The following is a 16805-nucleotide window of genomic DNA, read 5'->3' on the forward strand; positions in this document are numbered from 1 at the left end:
GACATGGAATCGAGTGCGTGGAACATGGATCGTCTCACCGGGCCCGGATGTACTTGGCGTACCCGAAAAAGAACCGCAACGGAGGTACCACGATGTACGCGATCACCGGAGTGACCGGCCACGTCGGCGGAGCGGCGGCGCGTGAGCTGCTGTCCAGGGGAGAGGCGGTGCGCGCGGTGGTCCGCGACGCCGCGAAGGGCGCCGGCTGGTCGGCCGAGGGCGCGGAGGTGGCGGTGGCCGACCTGGGCGACCGGGCGGCGCTGGCCGAGGCGCTGCGCGGGTGCGCGGGCGCGTTCGTGCTGCTGCCGACCGACCTGAGCCCGGCCGACCCCGACGCCTTCCACCGCGCGCTGGCCGACACCATCGCGGGGGCGGTCGCCGACAGCGGCGTGCCGCACGTCGTGCTGCTGTCGTCGATCGGGGCCGAGCTGGCCGAGGGCACCGGGCCGATCCGGTGGCTGCACCACCTGGAGAACGGGTTGCGGGCGACCGGCACGCGGGTGACGGCCATCCGGTCGTGGCACTTCCAGGAGAAGGCCGAGATGCTGCTCGGCGCGGTGCTCCAGGGCGTCTACCCGGTGTTCGCCGAGTCGGCCGACGTGCCGACCACGATGATCGCCACCCGCGACATCGGCGTGGTGGCCGCCAACGCGCTCCTCTCCCCCGCCCCGGGCAGCGAGGTCGTCGACCTCGACGGTCACCGTTACACCGAGCGCGAGGTCGCCGAGGAGTTGTCGGCCGCGCTCGGCCGCCCGCTCCAGGTCGTCACCGTGCCCCGCGAGGGCTGGGCCGGGGCGATGGTGGACGCCGGTCTCCCGCCGCGGATCGCGGCGGAACTGGCCGAGCTCTACGACGCCGAGCGGCTCGGCCTCTACCGGACCTGCGGCGACCGGACCGTCACCTGCCCGACCGAGCTCGCCGAGACGATGCGCGAGCTGGTCAAATCCCTCGCCTGAGCCAGTCACCGAAGGCCGCGAGGCCCTCTTCCGGCGCGGCGCGGCCGACGCCGACGCGGAACCGGTCGGCGGGGGTGGGGGTGAGCTCCGACCGGTAGATGCTCGCGGGCAGCAGCAGGACGCCGGCCTCCGCCACCAGGCGGGCGCAGAACTCCTCGACGCCGTCGGGGCCGAGGTAGCGGGGGTAGGCGACGCAGCCGCCGTCGGGCGCGCGCCATTCGAAGAGATCGGGGAACCCGGCGAAGAACGTGTCGAAGACGGGCACGTTGCGGGCGATCAGGGCCCGGTTTCGGGCCAGGATCGTGTCGCGGGCCTTGAGCGCGATCCGGGCCAGCACCTCGCTGGGCGCGGAGTTGCAGATCGTCGTGTAGTGCTTGGCCCGCTCCAGCCGCGCCAGCAGGTCGCGGTCGCGGCAGGCCAGCCAGCCGATCCGCAGGCCCGGCAGGCCCAGCGCCTTCGAGGTCACGTTCAGCGACAGGGCCCGCTCCGACAGGTCGGCGGCCTGCGGCAGGGTGCGGGCGGGGTCGCGTTCGAGCCCCCGGTAGACCTCGTCGCTGAACAGGTGGACGCCGTGCTCGTCGCAGATCCGGGCCAGTTCGGCGAAGTCGGCCGCGCCGACGACCTTGCCGGTGGGGTTGTTGGGGAAGTTCACCGACACGACCCGGGTGTTCGGCCTGATCGCCGCCCTGATCCGGTCGAGGTCGAGCGCCCAGTCGTCGTCGGGGTCGAGGGCCACGCCGGTGACCTCGCAGAGCGCCAGCGGGACGGTCTCGGCCGCCTGGTAGTTGGGGGTCACCACCACCGCGTGGTCGCCGGCGTCGAGCAGCACGTTCATCGCCAGGTAGAGGGCCTCTTCTGCGCCCGCGAAGCAGAGCACGTCGGCGGCGTCGACCCGGTCGTAGGTCTGGGCGACGGCCTCGCGCAGGGCCGGGTCGCCGTGGGTGGTGGTGTAGCCGAGGGACAGGTTCTCGAACGCGGCCCGGTCGCCGTCGTCGGCCAGCGCCAGCAGGTCGCGCAGCGACATGCTCTGGGCGTCGGAGGCGGTGAGGTGGTGCCGTGCGGTGAACTCCCACCGGGAGAAGTAGGTCTCAAGCCGGAAGTCGGGCAGCCGGGTCATCGTGCGTGGTCCTTCGGGTTCGGTGCTCTGAGCTCGGCCAGCAGGCCGTAGAGGGTGGATCGGGAGACGCGCAGCGCGGCGGCGACGACCGGGGTGGCGCGGCGCACGGCGAACACCTTGGCCTGCTCCAGCCGGGCCAGCACGGCGAGGCGGTCGGCGCGGGTCAGCCGCTCGACGGGGCGGCCGCACTCGCGTACGTAGGAGCCGACGACGTGCTGGACGCGCTCGCTCCAGTCGTGCTCGAACAGTGGCTCCGGCCGGGCGACGGCAGGCGCGCCGAAGGCGGACAACACGGCGGCGGCCTGTTCCAGGGGCGTGCGGTCGAGGTTGACGCACACCACCACCGAGGCGCGGCCGTCGGCGTCGCGCACGATCGCGCTGACAGACGACGACCGGCGGCCGTCGGCGAGCAGCTTTTCGTAGGGGCCGAATACGTCCGGGGCGGAGGGGTCGAGGGTGTCCAGCTCCCCCAGCAACGACGCGTCGCCGGGCCTCCGGGTGCTCATCGGGTTCCAGATCGCCAGGATCCGGTCGGTGCCGGGATCGTGCAGGACCACCTCGGCATAGGGGCCGAGCAGCGCGGCCACGGCCTGGCAGACCGGGGCCCATGTCCGCACCCGGGAGTCGTCGTCCATGGCCTGGACTCTATGTCCAGGCTGGACGTACCGTCCAGTCGCTTTTCTTTATCGGACGGCTGACAAATGGTCCGACTTTCTCGTAAGTGAACACCTACTGAATGGTAGCGGTCGATATCGAGCCGTGATATTCGAGCGGTGAACCGAGCGTGTGGTTTAACCGTCAACCACAGGATCCTCTGCAGAAACAGAGGCACGGTTTTTTCACGGAAGGAATTGCAGTGGCTATCAGGTTGCCGGGCGGACGCACGATCGGGATTTTGACCGTCGGCGCGCTCGCGGGTTCGATTTTCGCCGTCGGAGGCATGGCGACCGCTTCTTCGGCTGCTGACACCGTCATCTACGCCTGTGTCAACAAGAAGACCCGCTACGCGCGCATTGTTAACGCGACCACGAAGTGCCGCGCGACCGAGACGAAGGTCACCTGGGGTGGCCAGGGCGCACAGGGCCCGATGGGCCTCCAGGGCATGACCGGCGCGACCGGCGCGACGGGCCCGAAGGGCCAGACCGGCCCGCAGGGTCCCAAGGGCCAGACCGGCGCCGCCGGGCCGCAGGGCGCGAAGGGCGAGACCGGCCCCGCCGGCCCGCAGGGCCCGAAGGGTGAGACGGGCGCGACCGGCCCGGCCGGAGCCAAGGGCGAGAAGGGCGAGAACGGCCCCGCCGGCCCCGCGGGCCCGGCCGGAGCCAAGGGCGCCGACGGCCGCAACGGCGTCGACGGCAAGGACGGCAAGGACGGTAAGGACGGCGCCCCCGGCGGCGTCACGCCGGTGATCAAGACGGGCGTCTCGTCCCTGGTCGACAGCAGCTCGGACATCATCGTGACCTGGTGCGACCCGGGCAAGAAGGTCGTCGGCGGCGGCCACGAGGTCGTCTCCGGCTCCGACTTCGTCAAGAACGTGTCCATGAGCAAGCCGAACGTCAACGGCAACAGCACCGGCTGGGCGGTTCGGGTCACGCTCGACCACAACAAGAGCGCCTCGCTCAAGGTCTACGCCATCTGCGTCTGACCCGATGAGTGAAAGCCCTTCCGGGTCGTCCGGAAGGGCTTTTCTCATTGGCGGCAGTTCTCCTTGGTCAGAGTCGCGGCGTCGGCTTTCACCGTGTAGACCTCGCCCGGCCCGTGCACCCACACCTTGTCCTGGAGCGCGTAGCAACAGGACGTGTCGGCCTCGTCGGCGGTGGCGAGCCCCTCCCCGGCCAGCCGGGCGGAGGCGGAGGCGACCTCGACGCCGAGGTGGTCGAGCACCGTCGCCCGGCCGGGCTCGCCCTCCAGGAGCACGAGCTTCAGCGACGGCTCGGCGATGGCGTAGTTGGCGTGACCGGGGCGGCGCTTGGCCGGTTCGGTGCCGAAGAGAAGGCGATGGACGCCTCCAGGTCGGCGAGAGCTGGCGAGGGTCCTCAAGGCGGTCGCCGACCCCGTCCGGCTGCCCGAGGTGCTGTTCGTCTGCGTCCACAACGCCGGCCGTTCGCAGATGGCGGCCGCGCTGCTCGACCACCACGCCAAGGGCGCGGTCGTGGTGCGGTCGGCCGGGTCGGCGTCCGCCGCGACCGTCGACCCCGCCGTCGTCGCGGTCATGGACGAGATCGAGCGCCGCCGACGCGACGTGGTCCTCATCGAGCGGCGCAGCCCCGGTCAGCCCTTGGCGATGACGCCGCAGGCGATGCGGCCGCCGGAGTCGCCGGCTTTCAGGGTCTCGGCGTCGGGGCCCTTCTTGCCCGTCTCGTCCTGGTAGCGGTCGGGGATGTTCGCGTGGTTGTCGGCCAGCGCGTGGATCATGATGGAGCTGCCGTCGACGTCGAACAGCTGGGCCACCTGGAAGCGGTCGGTCACCGCCGAGGCGGTGCCGGTGCCGTCGGCGCCGACCAGCAGGTTGGGCAGGTCCCCGGTGTGGTGGTCGTGCGGGTGGGAGCCGAGGTCGAAGTGGCCGCCCGCGCTGAAGAACGCGCTGCCGGTGGCCGGGTCCTTCGACTGGGCGTCGCAGACGCCCTTGGCGTGCACGTGGAAGCCGTGGTAGCCGGCCGGCAGGTTCGTCACGGCGACGGTGACCTTGGACTTGCCGTTGCCGGCGTCCTCGATCTGGAGCGAGCCGACCGTCTGGCCCTGCACGTTCTTGATCACGGCGCCGGCGGGCACGCCGCTCTGGCCGGGTTTCAGCACGCCCAGCGCGGTGACGCCGATCATGACGGCGCCGACACCCAGCGGGACAACCAGCGGCAAACGGGCCTTACTCAGCATCAGCGGTCTCCCGGTGTGGCGTTTCTCTGGACGAGGACAGAGATTCCCACCGATATGTCCGCTTTCCCGGTGTTGCAGGCAAAGGTCCGGCCTCGACGACGAGAGGGCCGTCTCTCCCCCCGGAGAGACGGCCCTCGGGCCGGATCACGCGAAGGGCAGCCCGATGACGCTCTGGTTGCCGATCCCGACGTTGGTCGTGGTGGAGCCGATCGCGCTCCAGACCTCGACCCGCACCGAGCCGTTGGCCAGGTTGCCGAGCGCGCCGGTGGCGGTCTTCACCCCGGCCGCCTGGGTGTAGTGCTCATACCCCGCGACCGGGTCGGTGGCGAAGTAGGTGTAGGTCTCCACCCGGTCCCAGCTGCCGTTGCCGGTCAGGTCGTAGGAGACCCTGACCTGGGTGGCGTTGCCGACGTTGGTCCCGGCGTCCACGAACAGGTCGAACGTGGTGGCCGCGCCGCTGTACGTCGCGGTCAGGCCGGTCGCGTTGTAGACGGCGGCGTTGGTCGGCGTTCCGTCGCGGTTGCCGTTGGCCGCGGCCAGCGTGACCGTGGCGGCCGACCCCGTCGTCCCGGGCAGGGTGCCGTTCGACTGCGGGTAGCGGGTGGCCGCGAACGGGCCGCCCGGCGAGGGCGAGGGTGACGGGCTGGGCGACGGGCTGGTGGGGCAGCCGCCGCCGTACACCTGGAACTCCCAGAGGGAGTAGCCCCAGGCGGTGCCGCGCGCCGTGCCGTAGACCCGCACGTAGCGGCCCGTCCCGGAGACGGTCAGGTTGTCGGTGCCGCCGTCGCCCGTCGTGGTGGTGTAGACGTTGGTCCAGGTCGACCCGTTGGTCGAGGTCTGGATCTGGTACGACCGCCCGTAGGCCGCCTCCCAGCTGAGCTGCACCCGGGAGATGTTCTGCGTCGAACCGAGGTCCACCTGGATCCACTGCGGGTCGCTGAACGCGCTGGCCCAGCGGGTGGCGGCGTTGCCGTCGACCGCGAGGTTCGCGGAGTAGGCGGCCTCGACGCTCGACGAGGTGGCCGGGCGGCCCTGCGAGAGCAGCGAGGTCGCGCACGGGCTCGGCGAGGGCGACGGAGACGGCGACGGGCTGGGCGACGAGGTGCCGCCGCCGGAGGCGTTGCCGCCGCTCCAGGTGAACAGGCCCGAGGTGACGGTCTTACCGGCCGGCGCGGTCAGCGTCGTGCCGTTGGAGAAGGTCACCGTGAGGGGGCTGCCCGTGATGTTGGACGCGACGTAGGTCCGGGTGCCGTTCTTGACGAAGACCTTCGCCAGCGGGTGGTTGGCGGTGACCGTCGTGTCGACCGTACCCAGCGAGGCGAGGTTGCGCAGCCAGTGGAAGGTGTGCGCCTTGCTCTCGCCCTCCTCGGAGGTGAAGTTCGGGTTGGCCTGGAAGGCCGACAACGCGGCCGGCCCGTCGGCCAGGGCCCGGAACTCCTGGATGATGTCCTGCCAGACCGTCGGCGGGCCGCCGTTGTTGGTGACCAGCTCGTTGTAGTTGACCAGCACGTTGGACGGCCACTCGCCGAGGTAGAAGTGCCCGCCGGTGATCGGCAGCATGTTGATGCCCTGGATCATCTCGGGCTCGGCGCTGAACCAGGTGGCGTAGGCGCCGCCGGAGCCCCAGACCATGCCGACCGTGTTGTGGCCGAAGGTCGACGGGAAGTTCTGGTTGCGCACGTCGAACCAGTACTCCTGGATCGCCGCGCTCTGGGTGGCGTAGATGAACACGCCGGCGTCGCGGACGGCGGTGTTGCCGGTCGCCTGGCCCCACTGGATCAGGGCGTTGGCGAAGTTCATGCCCTCCGACGACGACTCCTGGTTGTTGCCGGAGCCGAACGCGCCGTGCCCGGCCGCCCAGTCGTGGCCCGCGTAGATGTCGAAGTCACGCAGGTAGGGGAAGCGGGTGTCGTTGCGGTCGTAGTTGTTGGCGTCCCGGATCAGCAGGTCGACCATGCCGCCGTACTGCGCGTTGGTGGCCCACGTCGGGTCGAACTTGGCCAGCGTCGCCGCGGCGGCGATGTAGTAGCCGTAGTGGAAGTGGTGGTCGTTGAGCTCCTGGTCGGAGCCGTAGGAGGCCGGGTAGCCCAGCAGGGTGCCCCACGAGGAGTTGTAGTAGAAGACCCGGCTGGTCTTGCCGGAACTGGCGGTGAACCAGTCGGTGAGCCGGGTCCTGATGCGGTTGAGCGCCGAGTCGCGGACCGAGGTCAGGTTGAGCTGGTCGGCGATCTCGGCGATGCGCGCCGCCCGTCCGAGGCCCTTGCCGGTCCAGTAGGTGTCGTCGCCCAGGCCCGCCGTGGGGTCGCCCAGTTCGGCGTTCAGGTAGTTGGTGATGGTGGTCAGGTCGCCGCCGGAGTTGTCGGCGACCGCCGGGATCTCGGGCAGCACGCCCTGGAACTTCATCGTGGTGTTGAACGAGGTGCCGGTGACGACCTTCATCTGCCCGCGCGCCGAGACGTAGGTCTGCGACAGCGGCGTGGAACCGGTCAGGTAGTTCCACTGGTGCGGGTAGAGCGCGATGACGGTGCCGCTCGCGCTGCCCTCACGGGCCGTGGTGGTGAAGGTGTACGTCGTGCTGACGTTGGAATTGCCGGGGTTGTACGAGTAGGACACCCGGGTGCCGGTGACGTGCGCGTGGGCGTAGGTCGCGTAGGTGCTCGCCAGGCTGGTGCGGGTGGCGGCCGGGGTCGAGGGCGTGGTCGGCAGGACCGCGACCGAGAAGTAGTTCTGGCCGTTCAGCGTGGAGGAGATGCTGGTGCCGCTGACCGTCCAGGTGGAGCCGCTGGGCGCGAAGCCGAGGTAGTCCTTGCCGTTGACGGTGAACCCGATGGTGCCGCCGCTGTTCGACCACACGGTCGGGGTGCCGCTGGTGGTGATCTGGGCGTTGCCGCCGGTCTTGGTGAAGTAGGCGAACGGCAGGCCGTGACCGATGGTGGCCCGAAGGGTCCGCGTGCCGTCGCTCCAGTACGGGGAGACCGTCCAGTCGGTCCAGCCGTCGACCTTGGCGTCAGGGGAGTTGAGGCCGGTGACGCCGACCAGGATGTCCTGCACGTACGGGTAGTGGTACTCCCCCACGCCGGTCGCCGAGCCGCTGATGGTGGCGACGGTGTTGTAGGAGAAGCCGAGGCCGCCGGCGAAGGTGTCGTAGGAGACCGGGTGCGCGTGCAGCGGCTCGCTGTAGGCGCAGTCGAACCGCTTCCAGAGCAGCGACGACCACCAGTCGTTGGTGGGGACCGCGCCGGCGGGGGCGTTGGCGGTGACGTAGAGACGCGGGTTGGTCGACAACGATCCGCAGCCGGACGGCAGCGCGCGACCGGCGGGCAGCGTGTCGGCGTACGAACCGGCGCCGACCGTGCCGGCCTGGGCGGCGGGCGTGCTGGCCACGAACGCGAGCATCGCGGCGATCATCGCCAGCACGACGCTGACCACGAGCGACCGCGACGCGGTCAGGCGGCCGGGCGGCGAGGTGCCGGGTAACTGAGCCCCGATGGGCTGGTCCATTCTTCCTCCGTGAGGGACGACCTGGCGGGTGCGAGGGGGTGAGGTCTGACTCCACTACGCAGAGAGCGCTCTCTGCGCGGAAACTAGTGCCCGAAACGCCGCTCGTCAATGTTTCTGACTGATTTCCCGGACGTTAATCTCTCCCGGCGCAGGTCAGAGCGAGAGCGCTCTCAGCGCCAGCGGAACGGAGACGGCCAGCAGCGCGGCCGACCAGAGCAGCACGGCGGCCACCGGATGCGCGAGCGGCCACGCGAGGTCGCCGGCCGGGACGCCCGGGTTGCCGAACAGCTCCCGCGTGGCGGCGGTGAGCGCGCTCACCGGGTTCCAGTCGGCCAGGAACCGCAACCAGCCCGGCATGCCGCCGGTCGGCACGAACGCGTTCGACACCATCGTGACCGGCAGGGACAGCGGCACCAGCGCGTCGGCGACCCGGTCGTCGCGGACCGCCAGGCCCGCGTAGACGCCGACCCAGCTCAGGGCGTACCGCAACACGACCATCAGCAGGAACGCCTGGGCCGTGGCGACCGGCCCGAGGTGCGGGCGCCAGCCCGCCAGCAGGCCCGCGACCACCATGACGGCCAGCATCGGCAGGCCGATCAGCAGGTCGGCGCCGGTCTGCCCGAACGGCACCGCCGAGCGCGCCATCGGCATCGAGCGGAACCGGTCCATCACCCCGCGCGAGGCGTCGGCGGCCGTGCGCGTCATCACCCCCGTCACCGAGGAGAAGGTCACCATCGCGAACAGGCCGGGCATCAGGTACTCGCGGTAGTCGCCGCCGCCCGGCACCCCGATCGCGCTGCCGAAGACGTAGCCGAACAGCACCACCATGACGGCCGGGAACAGCAGCGCCGCGACGATCTCGCCGGGGTCGTGCCGCAGCCGGGCGAACTCGCGGCCGACCAGGGTCACGCCGTCGGCGAGCGCCCATCGCAGGCGGATCATGCGACCGGCTCCGTCCGGCCGGTGAGGCGCAGGAACACCTCGTCGAGGGTGGGACGGCGCAACCGCACGTCGGCCGCGGCGACCCCGGCCCGGTCGAGTTCGCGCACGACCCCGGCCAGCCGCAGGCCGCCCGGGAGGGCGACGCTGACCCGGTCGCCGCCCGAGACCGCGGGTTCCGCCCCCGCCAGGCCGGTCAGCACGGCCGCCGCCCGGGGCAGGTCGGCGGGGTCCTCGACGACGACGTCGAGACGGTCGCCGACCGTGGCCTTCAGCTCGTCGGGGGTGCCGGTGGCGATCACCCGCCCGTGGTCGACGACGGCGACGTCGTCGGCCAGGCGGTCGGCCTCGTCGAGGTACTGCGTGGTGAGCAGCACGGTGGTCCCGTCGGCCACGAGCTCGCGGACGGCCTGCCAGATCTCGCCCCGGCTGCGCGGGTCGAGGCCGGTGGTGGGTTCGTCCAGGAAGAGCACCTCGGGACGGCGGACGAGGCTGGCGATCAGGTCGAGACGGCGGCGCATGCCGCCGGAGTAGCCGGCCACCCGCCGGTCGGCGGCGTCGGCGAGGCCGAAACGGTCGAGCAGCTCGTCGGCCCGCCGGTGCGCCTCGCGCCGCGGCAGGTGGGACAACCGCCCGAACATGCGCAGGTTGCCGCGGCCGGTGAGCTTCTCGTCGACGGCGGCGTACTGGCCCGCGAGCCCGATCCTGGCCCGCACCTCGGCGGCCTCGCGGACGACGTCGTGCCCGGCGACGCTCGCGTGCCCGGCGTCGGGCGCGGCCAGGGTCGCGAGAACGCGCACCGCCGTCGTCTTCCCGGCGCCGTTGGGCCCGAGCACCCCGCAGACCGTTCCCCTCCGGACGTTCAGATCCAGTCCGCGCAGCGCCCGGACGTCACCGAAGGACTTGTGCAGCCCTTCGGCGACCACGATCGATTCCATGACCCCTCCACTGAGTACGTTGTACGCAATTGCGGGTCAGGCTCGGTCACCGAGTACGATGTACGCAATCAGCGGGAAGGACGACATGACCATCTGGACGCTGCCCGAGCGCCCCGCCCGGGGGCCGAAACCGGTCTACAGCCGCGCCCAGATCACCGAGGCGGCGATCCGCGTCGCCGACGCCGAGGGGCTGGAGGCCGCCACCATGCGGCGCGTCGCCGCCGAGATCGGCACGGGCGCGATGTCCCTCTACCGCTACGTCCCGAGCCGCGACGACCTGCTCGAACTCATGGCCGACCGGCTGACGGGCGAGCTCGACCTCGCGGGTGTGCCGTCGGGCGACTGGCGGGCCGACCTGACCCGCTACGCCGACGAGCTGCGGGCCATGTGGCGGCGGCACCCGTGGATCGGCGGCGTGCGGCGTTCACTGCCCGGCCTCGGCCCCAACCAGCTCGTGCTGATCGAGCGGCTGATGGGGGTGCTCGACCCCCACGTGCCCATCGACGAGAACCTCGGCCTGGTGGCCCTGCTGAACGGCTACGTCGAGGGCGTCGTGCGCGAGGAGATCGGCGCGGCCGAGCAGCTGCGCCGCAGCGGGCTCAGCGAGCCCGAGTGGATGGCGCGCAGCCACGCGCACGTCGACCGATTGGTGAAGAGCGGGGACCACCCGATCTTCACCAAGATCGTGACGGAGGCGCGCCGCCCCCATCTCAGCCGCGACGACCAGTTCCGGCACGGGCTGCGGCGCGTCCTCGACTGCGTCGCGGCGGCCCTCCCGCCCGCGACGTAGCCGCGTCGCGTCAGTGGCCGAAGGCGTCGGAGTCGACGGCCGCCGACTCGCCCTGGTCGAGGGCGCCGATGTCGGCGATCTGCTCCGGGGTGAGGCTGAAGTCGAAGACGGCCAGGTTCTCGCGCAGGCGCTCGGGGTTGGCCGACTTCGGGATGGTGACCAGGCCCAGCTCGATGTTCCAGCGGAGGATCACCTGGGCGGGCGTCCGCCCGATCTCCTCGGCGATCGAGTTGATCACCTCCTGGCCGAGGACGTCGGCGCCCTGGCCGCCCAGCGGCGACCACGACTCGGTCACGATGCCGTGGGCCTGGTGGTAGGCGCGGGCCTCGTCGCGGGTGACCGCGGGGCTGAGCTGGATCTGGTTGACGTCGGGCACCACGCCGGTCTCGCCGATGACGCGGTCGAGGTGGGCCGGCTTGAAGTTCGAGGTGCCGATCGCCCTGAGGCGGCCGTCCTGCAGCAGGTCGACGAGGCCCTCGTAGGCGGCGACGTAGCGGTCGAGGCCCGGGTTGGGCCAGTGGATGAGCAGCAGGTCGGCGTAGTCGAGGCCGAGACGGTCGAGGCTGGCGTCGTAGGCCTGCGGGACCAGGTCGCGGCCGTGCCAGTGGCGGTCGAACTTGGTGGTGACGAACAGTTCGTCGCGGGCGACGCCCGCGGCCTTGATGCCCCGGCCGACGCCGACCTCGTTGCCGTACGCCTCGGCCGTGTCGATGAGCCGGTAGCCGGCCTCGATGGCGGAGGCGACGGCGCGCTCGGTCTGGGCGTCGTTCATGGGCGAGGTGCCCAGGCCGAGTCGCGGCATGTCGGCGCCGTGGGCCAGCCGGACGGTGGGAGTCGTGATCACGGGCGCAGTCTAGGCGTCAGGCCAGGAGGGTGTCGCAAAGCACGCGGGACAGCCAGTCACGGCATTCCTCCGGCGTCCAGCCGGCCACCTCCGTCAGGTGCTCGAACACCTCCGGCGAGGTCAGCGCGTAGATGTGGGCGGCGGCCCGCTCGACCGTCAGGCCGTCGCGCAGCGCGCCCACCTCCTTCAGGTGGGCGGCCGGGCCGCGACCGCCGGCGAGGCGCTGGTGTTCGGTGGCGGCCAGCACCTCGGCCAGCCCGGCGTCGGCGGCCGCCGCGGCCCGCAGGACGCGGTGGACGGGCCCGACCCGCTGACGTGCCTGGCGCTGCTGGTGGCGGCGTGCGTGCTGGGATACGGGCGCGGCGGGACCGGGTTCTGGCTGAGCGCCGGCGCGGTGGTGCTCGTCGTCGCGGTGATCGTGCTCACGGTGACGCGGCTCGACGCGCTCAACCGGCTCGCCGACTCGTGGGATCCCGATCTGCTGCCGGCCGACTGGGCGCGGGCGCGCGCGGAATGGTGGAACCTCCATCTCGTGCGCACCGCGATGGCCGTCGCCGGATTCCTCCTCCTGTTACTCGCCCCGGCGCTGCACGAGTGAGTGAATTCAATTGTCGAAGAAACAGCGGAGCCCTTTCGCGGGAAAAGGGCTCCGCTTTGTCAAAAAGGTCAGCCCGGCGGGAAGGCGCCGTTCTTGGCGACCGGCAGGGCCAGCTGGCTGGCGCCGGTCAGCACGGCCTGTTCCGCCGGGAGATGGGCGAGGACGGGGTTGATGTGCCGCAGCTGCAGCCCGACCTGCGGCGTGGCGGCGACGTTCAGGTCGAACTTCTCCAGGTCGATCCAGCGGATGATGCTGAAGACGTCGCTGGGGATGTTGTCACCGGCCTTCTGCACCGGTACGCACAACTGGCGGGCGTAGCCGACCTGGGCGGCGTGCGCCGGGATGATCGGCGCCAGCACGGGGTTGAGCTGGCGCAGGCCCAGCTGCGTGTTCAGCGGCGCGTTCGGGGTGATGCCGTAGCACTTCAGGTCGATGTGCCGCACCAGCTTCAGCACGTCGTCCGGCGGGACCGCGTTGTTCTTGATCACCGGCACGCAGAGGTGCTGCGGGCTGGTCATGGTGATCTGCGTGCGCGGGAAGCCCTGGAGCAGCGGGTTGAGGTGGCTTAGGACCAACCCGGTGTTCACGGTGGCGCCCGAGATCCGGTAGCACGACAGGTCGATGTAGCGGATGAAGTCGAGCGACGGCGACGGCGGGATCTGGTTGTTCTTGGCGACCGGGACGCAGAGCTGCTCGCGCGGGCCGAGCGTGACGGTCTCGATCGGCAGGTTGGCCAGCACCGGGTTGATGTGCCGCAGTTGCAGCACGGTGGCCGGCGGCTGGTAGTAGCTGGTCTTGAAGCATTCCAGATCGAGGTAGGCCGTCAGCTCCTTCGGCGACGGCAGCGAGACGGCGGCGGCCGGCGGCACGGCGAGGAACGCCACGGAGAGCATGGCGACGGTGACGGACGCGATGCGCCGGAACATCGATTTCCGGCGCTTGTGAATTCCGATTACGGCTCGGTCCATTGCGGCTCCAAACAATGAGGGGTCAGGCCTCCTTGACCCTGAGTGTGAGCCGCGGTCGACGCCATTTCAATTTACCGTCGCCACTTTTTTTGCCGCACGAATTCCGGCCCGGCGGAAAATATTGTGATATTTCAAATAACGCCGCTTAGGCCGCCGGCAGCGACGGGTGGGGGGTCCAGGGAGACGGCGCGGAGATCGCCCAGCGTTCGTGGTCGCGCCAGGCGCCGTCGATGTAGAGGTAGGCGGGCGACAGGCCCTCGTACCGGAAGCCGAGCCGCCGGACCAGCGCCAGCGACGCCGCGTTGCCCGGTTGGATGTTGGCCTCCAGCCGGTGCAGCCGCAGTTCCCCGAAGGCGTGGCGCAGGGTGAGGACGAGCCCTTCCGTCATGTAGCCCTGGCCGGCCGACGGCGCGAACGCCGCGTAGCCGATGGACGCGCCCTGGTAGCGCCCGCGGATGATCGAGTTGATGTTGACCACGCCGACGGCGGCGCCGGTCTCCCTGACTCTGATCAGGAAGCCGAGGTTGGCGCCGTCGGCGAAGCGGGTCATCCAGGCGTGGAACGCCTCCGGGGTCGCGGGCAGCTGCATCCACGGATGGTGGAGCTCGGCGCTCGCCGCCACCAGGGAGCAGAACTCGTCCTGGTCGGCGGCGGTGAAGGGGGACAGTTCCACCCGTGACGGCATTTCGGACATGCACCGAACCTTAGGGCCTGTGCTCGACCGGCTCCCAGCGTCCGGTCTTCATCGACAGGTAGCAGGCGTCGATGATCCGGTTGACCACCACGCCGTCGTCGAAGGTCTCCAGCGGCGTCTCCCCGGCGGCGAACCGGTCGACGAAGTGCCGCATCTGCTGCGAGAAGCCGTACGCCCGGGTCTCCTCCGGCACCGGGTAGACCCAGCCGGTGTCCGCGTCGGCCTTCTCCACCAGGTAGCCGACGGGCTGGGTGATGAAGCCCCACACGGGTGTCGAGGCGGTGTCGGTGACCAGGCGGCCGGCGCTGCCGACGAACTCGTGCCGCAGTTGCATGCCGCCCTTCTCCACCCACGACGACTCGATCGAGGCGACCTGGCCCCCGGCGAACTTCAGCAGCGCGATGGCGGTGTCCTCGCCGGTGGTCTTGTCCTTGTGGGCCAGCGTCGCGCCCCAGGCGAAGACCTCGACGACCGGGTTGTCCTTGCCGAAGAAGTGCCGGGCCGACTCGACCGTGTGGCAGCCCATGTCGAGCAGCGCGCCGCCGCCCGCGGTCTCGGCGTCCCAGAAGTGGGGGGCGTGCGGGCCGGAGTGGCCCTCGCGGGCGCGCATCCAGAGCACGTCGCCGATGCCGCCCGCCTCGACGATCTCGTGGGCCTTGGCGATGTTGGGCGAGAAGACCGAGCTCTCGGCGTAGCCGTGCCAGATGCCGGCCTCGGTCACCACCTTGAGGATCTCCTCGGCCTCCGGGCCGGTGCGCGCGAGCGGCTTCGTGCACACGACGCCCTTGCCCGCGGCGGCCACGTGCCGGACCGCCTCCAGGTGGACCTCGTTCGGCAGGGCGACGACGACGAGGTCCACGGCCGGGTCCTCGCAGAGCGCCTGCATGGTCTCGTGTGGTCTCGTGTTGCGTCCCGGTCGGGCGGCGAAAGCGGCGGCCCTCTCGGGCGATCGGGAGTAGTGCGCGACGAGCTCCGCACCCTTCACGTCGTCGAGTGCGTCGGCGTAACACTCACCGATAAACCCTGCACCGAGCAGGCCGACACCGATCATCTGGTCCTCCGGACGCGGTTCCAGGCGGCAAAGGGCACGCCGTGGTTCGAAAGGTAGCATCACCGTAAACCAAAGCAATACCTCTTGTTACCACGCAGGTCGTCTGTGTACGCTGCCGCATCAGGCGCTGGCCTCCGGGGGAGCAAGCGATGACAACGAAGCGAGAGGCAACCCCATGCATGCAATACGTGCATCCGTTGCGTTGGTCGCGGCAGCGGCTGCCGTCCTGACCTCGGCCTGCGCGCCGTCGGCGACACCCGTGACCACCGGCGGCGGTTCCGCCCCGGCCGCCGCCGGCGAGAAGACCGTGCTGACACTGGGAAGCTGGCGCACCGAGGACCTGGCGATGTGGGAGGACGAGATCCTCCCCGCCTTCGAGAAGTCCCACCCGAACATCGACGTCAAGTTCGCGGCGACCAACACCAACGAGTACAACGCGGCCATCCAGTCGCAGGTCGACGGCGGCACCGGCCCCGACCTCATCACCTGCCGGCCCTACGACGTGAACCGCTCGTGGATCAAGAAGGGCTACTTCGAGAAGCTCGACGGCAAGCCGATGCTCGACTCGTTCGAGCCGCTCGCGCTCGACCCGTGGTCGGACGACGCCGGCAGCCGCTACTGCCTGCCGACCGCCGCCGTGCTGGCCGGCTTCTACTACAACAAGGACATCTTCGCCGAGCTCGGCCTCCAGGTGCCGACCACCCAGGAGGAGTTCCTGGCGGTGCTCAAGAAGATCAAGGACAACGGCAAGTACACGCCGCTCGCGGTCGGCTCGTCGGAGTCGTGGCAGCTGGCCTACAACGGCCTCTACAGCATCGGCCCGGTCTACTGGAAGGGCGAGGAGGGCCGGCAGGGCCTCATCAAGGGCACCAAGAAGGTCACCGACCCCGACTTCCAGAAGGCCTTCGAGGCGTTCGCCGCGTGGAAGCCCTACCTGCCCAAGGGCTTCGAGAGCCTGAAGTACCCGGACATGACGCAGCTGTTCACGCTCGGCAAGGCCGCGATCCTGCCCGACGGCTCGTGGAACATCAACCAGGTCGCCGTCGACGGGCTCAACGTCGGCGTCTTCGGCCCGCCGACCGACGTCGCCGGGGGCGAGCGCTACCTCCAGGAGATGCCCGACATGGCGATCGGCGTCAGCGCGGCCAGCAAGAACAAGGCCGCCGCCGAGGAGTTCCTCGCCTGGACCGCCACCCCCGAGTTCCTGGAGTTGTACGTCAACAAGCTGCCCGGCTTCTTCTCGATGGCCAAGCAGCCCGTGACGTACACCAACGCACTGGCCCAGAGCTTCGCCGACCTGAAGAACGGCGCCAAGCTCACCCCGCGCCTCGGCCTCGACCGGCTCAGCGCCGGCACTCCCCCGTTCGACGACGAGGTGTGGCGGGTGCTCCAGCTCATGCTCAACGAGGACCTCAGCGCGCAGAAGGCGACCGAGGAACTCCAGAAGGGCCTCGCCAGCTGGTACACGCCGCAGCAGTGAGAACCGTGCCGGGCCCCCTCCCTCGGGGCCCGGCACCCTTCTGCGATCCGAAAGGCAC

Annotated in this window: 17 protein-coding genes and 1 pseudogene; 6 read left to right on the forward strand and 12 right to left on the reverse strand. The window is 70.7% G+C overall.

Features of this window, described 5'->3' with window-relative positions; translation table 11 throughout:
• Nucleotides 1-92: 92 nt before the first annotated feature.
• Complete coding sequence (locus AW274_RS26295) at nt 93-956, forward strand: NmrA family NAD(P)-binding protein (RefSeq protein ID WP_062437987.1); 864 nt, start codon at nt 93-95, stop codon at nt 954-956.
• On the opposite strand, the gene AW274_RS26300 is transcribed toward AW274_RS26295, so the two are convergent.
• Together AW274_RS26300 and AW274_RS26305 are read right to left on the reverse strand one after the other, a co-directional pair.
• Entirely contained in the window at nt 940-2073 is a 1134-nt protein-coding gene (locus AW274_RS26300) for an aminotransferase class I/II-fold pyridoxal phosphate-dependent enzyme (protein ID WP_062437224.1), read from the reverse strand. The two genes, AW274_RS26295 and AW274_RS26300, sit on opposite strands and share 17 nt — an antisense overlap.
• The gene (locus AW274_RS26305) at nt 2070-2708 is read right to left on the reverse strand and encodes a helix-turn-helix transcriptional regulator (protein ID WP_062437225.1); all 639 of its coding nucleotides are present in this window, start codon (nt 2706-2708) and stop codon (nt 2070-2072) included. The genes AW274_RS26300 and AW274_RS26305 overlap by 4 nt, the downstream gene beginning before the upstream one ends.
• Before the next feature lie 221 nt (nt 2709-2929).
• On the opposite strand from AW274_RS26305, the gene AW274_RS42720 reads away from it, so the two are divergent.
• Complete coding sequence (locus AW274_RS42720) at nt 2930-3715, forward strand: collagen-like domain-containing protein (RefSeq protein ID WP_269750623.1); 786 nt, start codon at nt 2930-2932, stop codon at nt 3713-3715.
• A 44-nt stretch (nt 3716-3759) separates the two neighbouring features.
• Here AW274_RS42720 and AW274_RS26315 read toward each other — a convergent pair whose 3' ends face one another.
• Nucleotides 3760-3987, reverse strand: a complete 228-nt coding sequence (locus AW274_RS26315; RefSeq protein ID WP_439648789.1) for a hypothetical protein — start codon at nt 3985-3987, stop codon at nt 3760-3762.
• Nucleotides 3988-4132: 145 nt separating this feature from the next.
• On the opposite strand from AW274_RS26315, the pseudogene AW274_RS42185 reads away from it, so the two are divergent.
• Nucleotides 4133-4294 (forward strand): annotated as a pseudogene (locus AW274_RS42185) (arsenate reductase/protein-tyrosine-phosphatase family protein); the annotation flags it as partial.
• 47 nt (nt 4295-4341) lie between these two features.
• Here the strand turns inward: AW274_RS42185 and AW274_RS26320 are convergent.
• The 4 genes from AW274_RS26320 to AW274_RS26335 all read right to left on the reverse strand — a co-directional run bounded on the left by AW274_RS26320 (nt 4342) and on the right by AW274_RS26335 (nt 10322).
• On the reverse strand, nt 4342-4944 hold the full coding sequence (locus AW274_RS26320; RefSeq protein WP_062437227.1) for a superoxide dismutase family protein: 603 nt from the start codon (nt 4942-4944) through the stop codon (nt 4342-4344).
• A gap of 144 nt (nt 4945-5088) precedes the next feature.
• A complete protein-coding gene (locus tag AW274_RS26325; protein ID WP_083974821.1) occupies nt 5089-8445 on the reverse strand; it encodes a glycosyl hydrolase in 3357 nt (1118 codons plus the stop codon).
• A 153-nt stretch (nt 8446-8598) separates the two neighbouring features.
• On the reverse strand, nt 8599-9387 hold the full coding sequence (locus AW274_RS26330) for an ABC transporter permease (RefSeq protein ID WP_062437228.1): 789 nt from the start codon (nt 9385-9387) through the stop codon (nt 8599-8601).
• Nucleotides 9384-10322 carry an ATP-binding cassette domain-containing protein gene (locus tag AW274_RS26335; protein WP_062437229.1) on the reverse strand — a complete coding sequence of 313 codons (939 nt, stop codon included), beginning with the start codon at nt 10320-10322 and terminating at the stop codon, nt 9384-9386. Before AW274_RS26335 ends, AW274_RS26330 begins: the two co-directional genes overlap by 4 nt.
• A gap of 85 nt (nt 10323-10407) precedes the next feature.
• Here AW274_RS26335 and AW274_RS26340 point away from each other — a divergent pair, with 85 nt between their 5' ends.
• Nucleotides 10408-11112 (forward strand): TetR/AcrR family transcriptional regulator, encoded by a 705-nt coding sequence (locus tag AW274_RS26340; protein WP_232320379.1) that lies wholly within the window; start codon nt 10408-10410, stop codon nt 11110-11112.
• A 10-nt stretch (nt 11113-11122) separates the two neighbouring features.
• Here AW274_RS26340 and AW274_RS26345 read toward each other — a convergent pair whose 3' ends face one another.
• Together AW274_RS26345 and AW274_RS41520 are read right to left on the reverse strand one after the other, a co-directional pair.
• The gene (locus tag AW274_RS26345) at nt 11123-11956 is read right to left on the reverse strand and encodes an aldo/keto reductase (protein WP_232320380.1); all 834 of its coding nucleotides are present in this window, start codon (nt 11954-11956) and stop codon (nt 11123-11125) included.
• Between the two features lie 16 nt (nt 11957-11972).
• The gene (locus AW274_RS41520; protein WP_198169467.1) at nt 11973-12137 is read right to left on the reverse strand and encodes a hypothetical protein; all 165 of its coding nucleotides are present in this window, start codon (nt 12135-12137) and stop codon (nt 11973-11975) included.
• Between the two features lie 9 nt (nt 12138-12146).
• Between AW274_RS41520 and AW274_RS39560 the strand changes: the two genes are divergently transcribed.
• The gene (locus AW274_RS39560; protein WP_232320382.1) at nt 12147-12554 is read left to right on the forward strand and encodes an anthrone oxygenase family protein; all 408 of its coding nucleotides are present in this window, start codon (nt 12147-12149) and stop codon (nt 12552-12554) included.
• Nucleotides 12555-12622: 68 nt separating this feature from the next.
• On the opposite strand, the gene AW274_RS26355 is transcribed toward AW274_RS39560, so the two are convergent.
• From AW274_RS26355 to AW274_RS26365, 3 genes are all read right to left on the reverse strand, one after another.
• The gene (locus AW274_RS26355) at nt 12623-13480 is read right to left on the reverse strand and encodes a hypothetical protein (protein ID WP_062437230.1); all 858 of its coding nucleotides are present in this window, start codon (nt 13478-13480) and stop codon (nt 12623-12625) included.
• 187 nt (nt 13481-13667) lie between these two features.
• Entirely contained in the window at nt 13668-14216 is a 549-nt protein-coding gene (locus tag AW274_RS26360; protein WP_062437231.1) for a GNAT family N-acetyltransferase, read from the reverse strand.
• Nucleotides 14217-14226: 10 nt separating this feature from the next.
• Nucleotides 14227-15267 (reverse strand): Gfo/Idh/MocA family protein, encoded by a 1041-nt coding sequence (locus AW274_RS26365; protein ID WP_062437232.1) that lies wholly within the window; start codon nt 15265-15267, stop codon nt 14227-14229.
• Nucleotides 15268-15526: 259 nt separating this feature from the next.
• On the opposite strand from AW274_RS26365, the gene AW274_RS26370 reads away from it, so the two are divergent.
• The gene (locus AW274_RS26370) at nt 15527-16747 is read left to right on the forward strand and encodes an ABC transporter substrate-binding protein (protein WP_062437233.1); all 1221 of its coding nucleotides are present in this window, start codon (nt 15527-15529) and stop codon (nt 16745-16747) included.
• Nucleotides 16748-16805: the final 58 nt, after the last annotated feature.

The sequence above is a fragment of the Herbidospora daliensis genome (genome assembly GCF_001570585.1).
GTDB classification, from domain to species: Bacteria; Actinomycetota; Actinomycetes; order Streptosporangiales; family Streptosporangiaceae; genus Herbidospora; species Herbidospora daliensis.

Bases quoted from the DNA above. Each gene is read 5' to 3' on its own strand.
- AW274_RS26295 (WP_062437987.1), top strand. From the start codon at position 93: ATGTACGCGATCACCGGAGTGACCGGCCACGTCGGCGGAGCGGCGGCG.
- AW274_RS26305 (WP_062437225.1), bottom strand. From the start codon at position 2,708: ATGGACGACGACTCCCGGGTGCGGACATGGGCCCCGGTCTGCCAGGCC.
- AW274_RS26300 (WP_062437224.1), bottom strand. From the start codon at position 2,073: ATGACCCGGCTGCCCGACTTCCGGCTTGAGACCTACTTCTCCCGGTGG.
- AW274_RS26365 (WP_062437232.1), bottom strand. From the start codon at position 15,267: ATGATCGGTGTCGGCCTGCTCGGTGCAGGGTTTATCGGTGAGTGTTAC.
- AW274_RS26355 (WP_062437230.1), bottom strand. From the start codon at position 13,480: ATGTTCCGGCGCATCGCGTCCGTCACCGTCGCCATGCTCTCCGTGGCG.
- AW274_RS26330 (WP_062437228.1), bottom strand. From the start codon at position 9,387: ATGATCCGCCTGCGATGGGCGCTCGCCGACGGCGTGACCCTGGTCGGC.
- AW274_RS26360 (WP_062437231.1), bottom strand. From the start codon at position 14,216: ATGTCCGAAATGCCGTCACGGGTGGAACTGTCCCCCTTCACCGCCGCC.
- AW274_RS26325 (WP_083974821.1), bottom strand. From the start codon at position 8,445: ATGGACCAGCCCATCGGGGCTCAGTTACCCGGCACCTCGCCGCCCGGC.
- AW274_RS26320 (WP_062437227.1), bottom strand. From the start codon at position 4,944: ATGCTGAGTAAGGCCCGTTTGCCGCTGGTTGTCCCGCTGGGTGTCGGC.
- AW274_RS26335 (WP_062437229.1), bottom strand. From the start codon at position 10,322: ATGGAATCGATCGTGGTCGCCGAAGGGCTGCACAAGTCCTTCGGTGAC.
- AW274_RS26340 (WP_232320379.1), top strand. From the start codon at position 10,408: ATGACCATCTGGACGCTGCCCGAGCGCCCCGCCCGGGGGCCGAAACCG.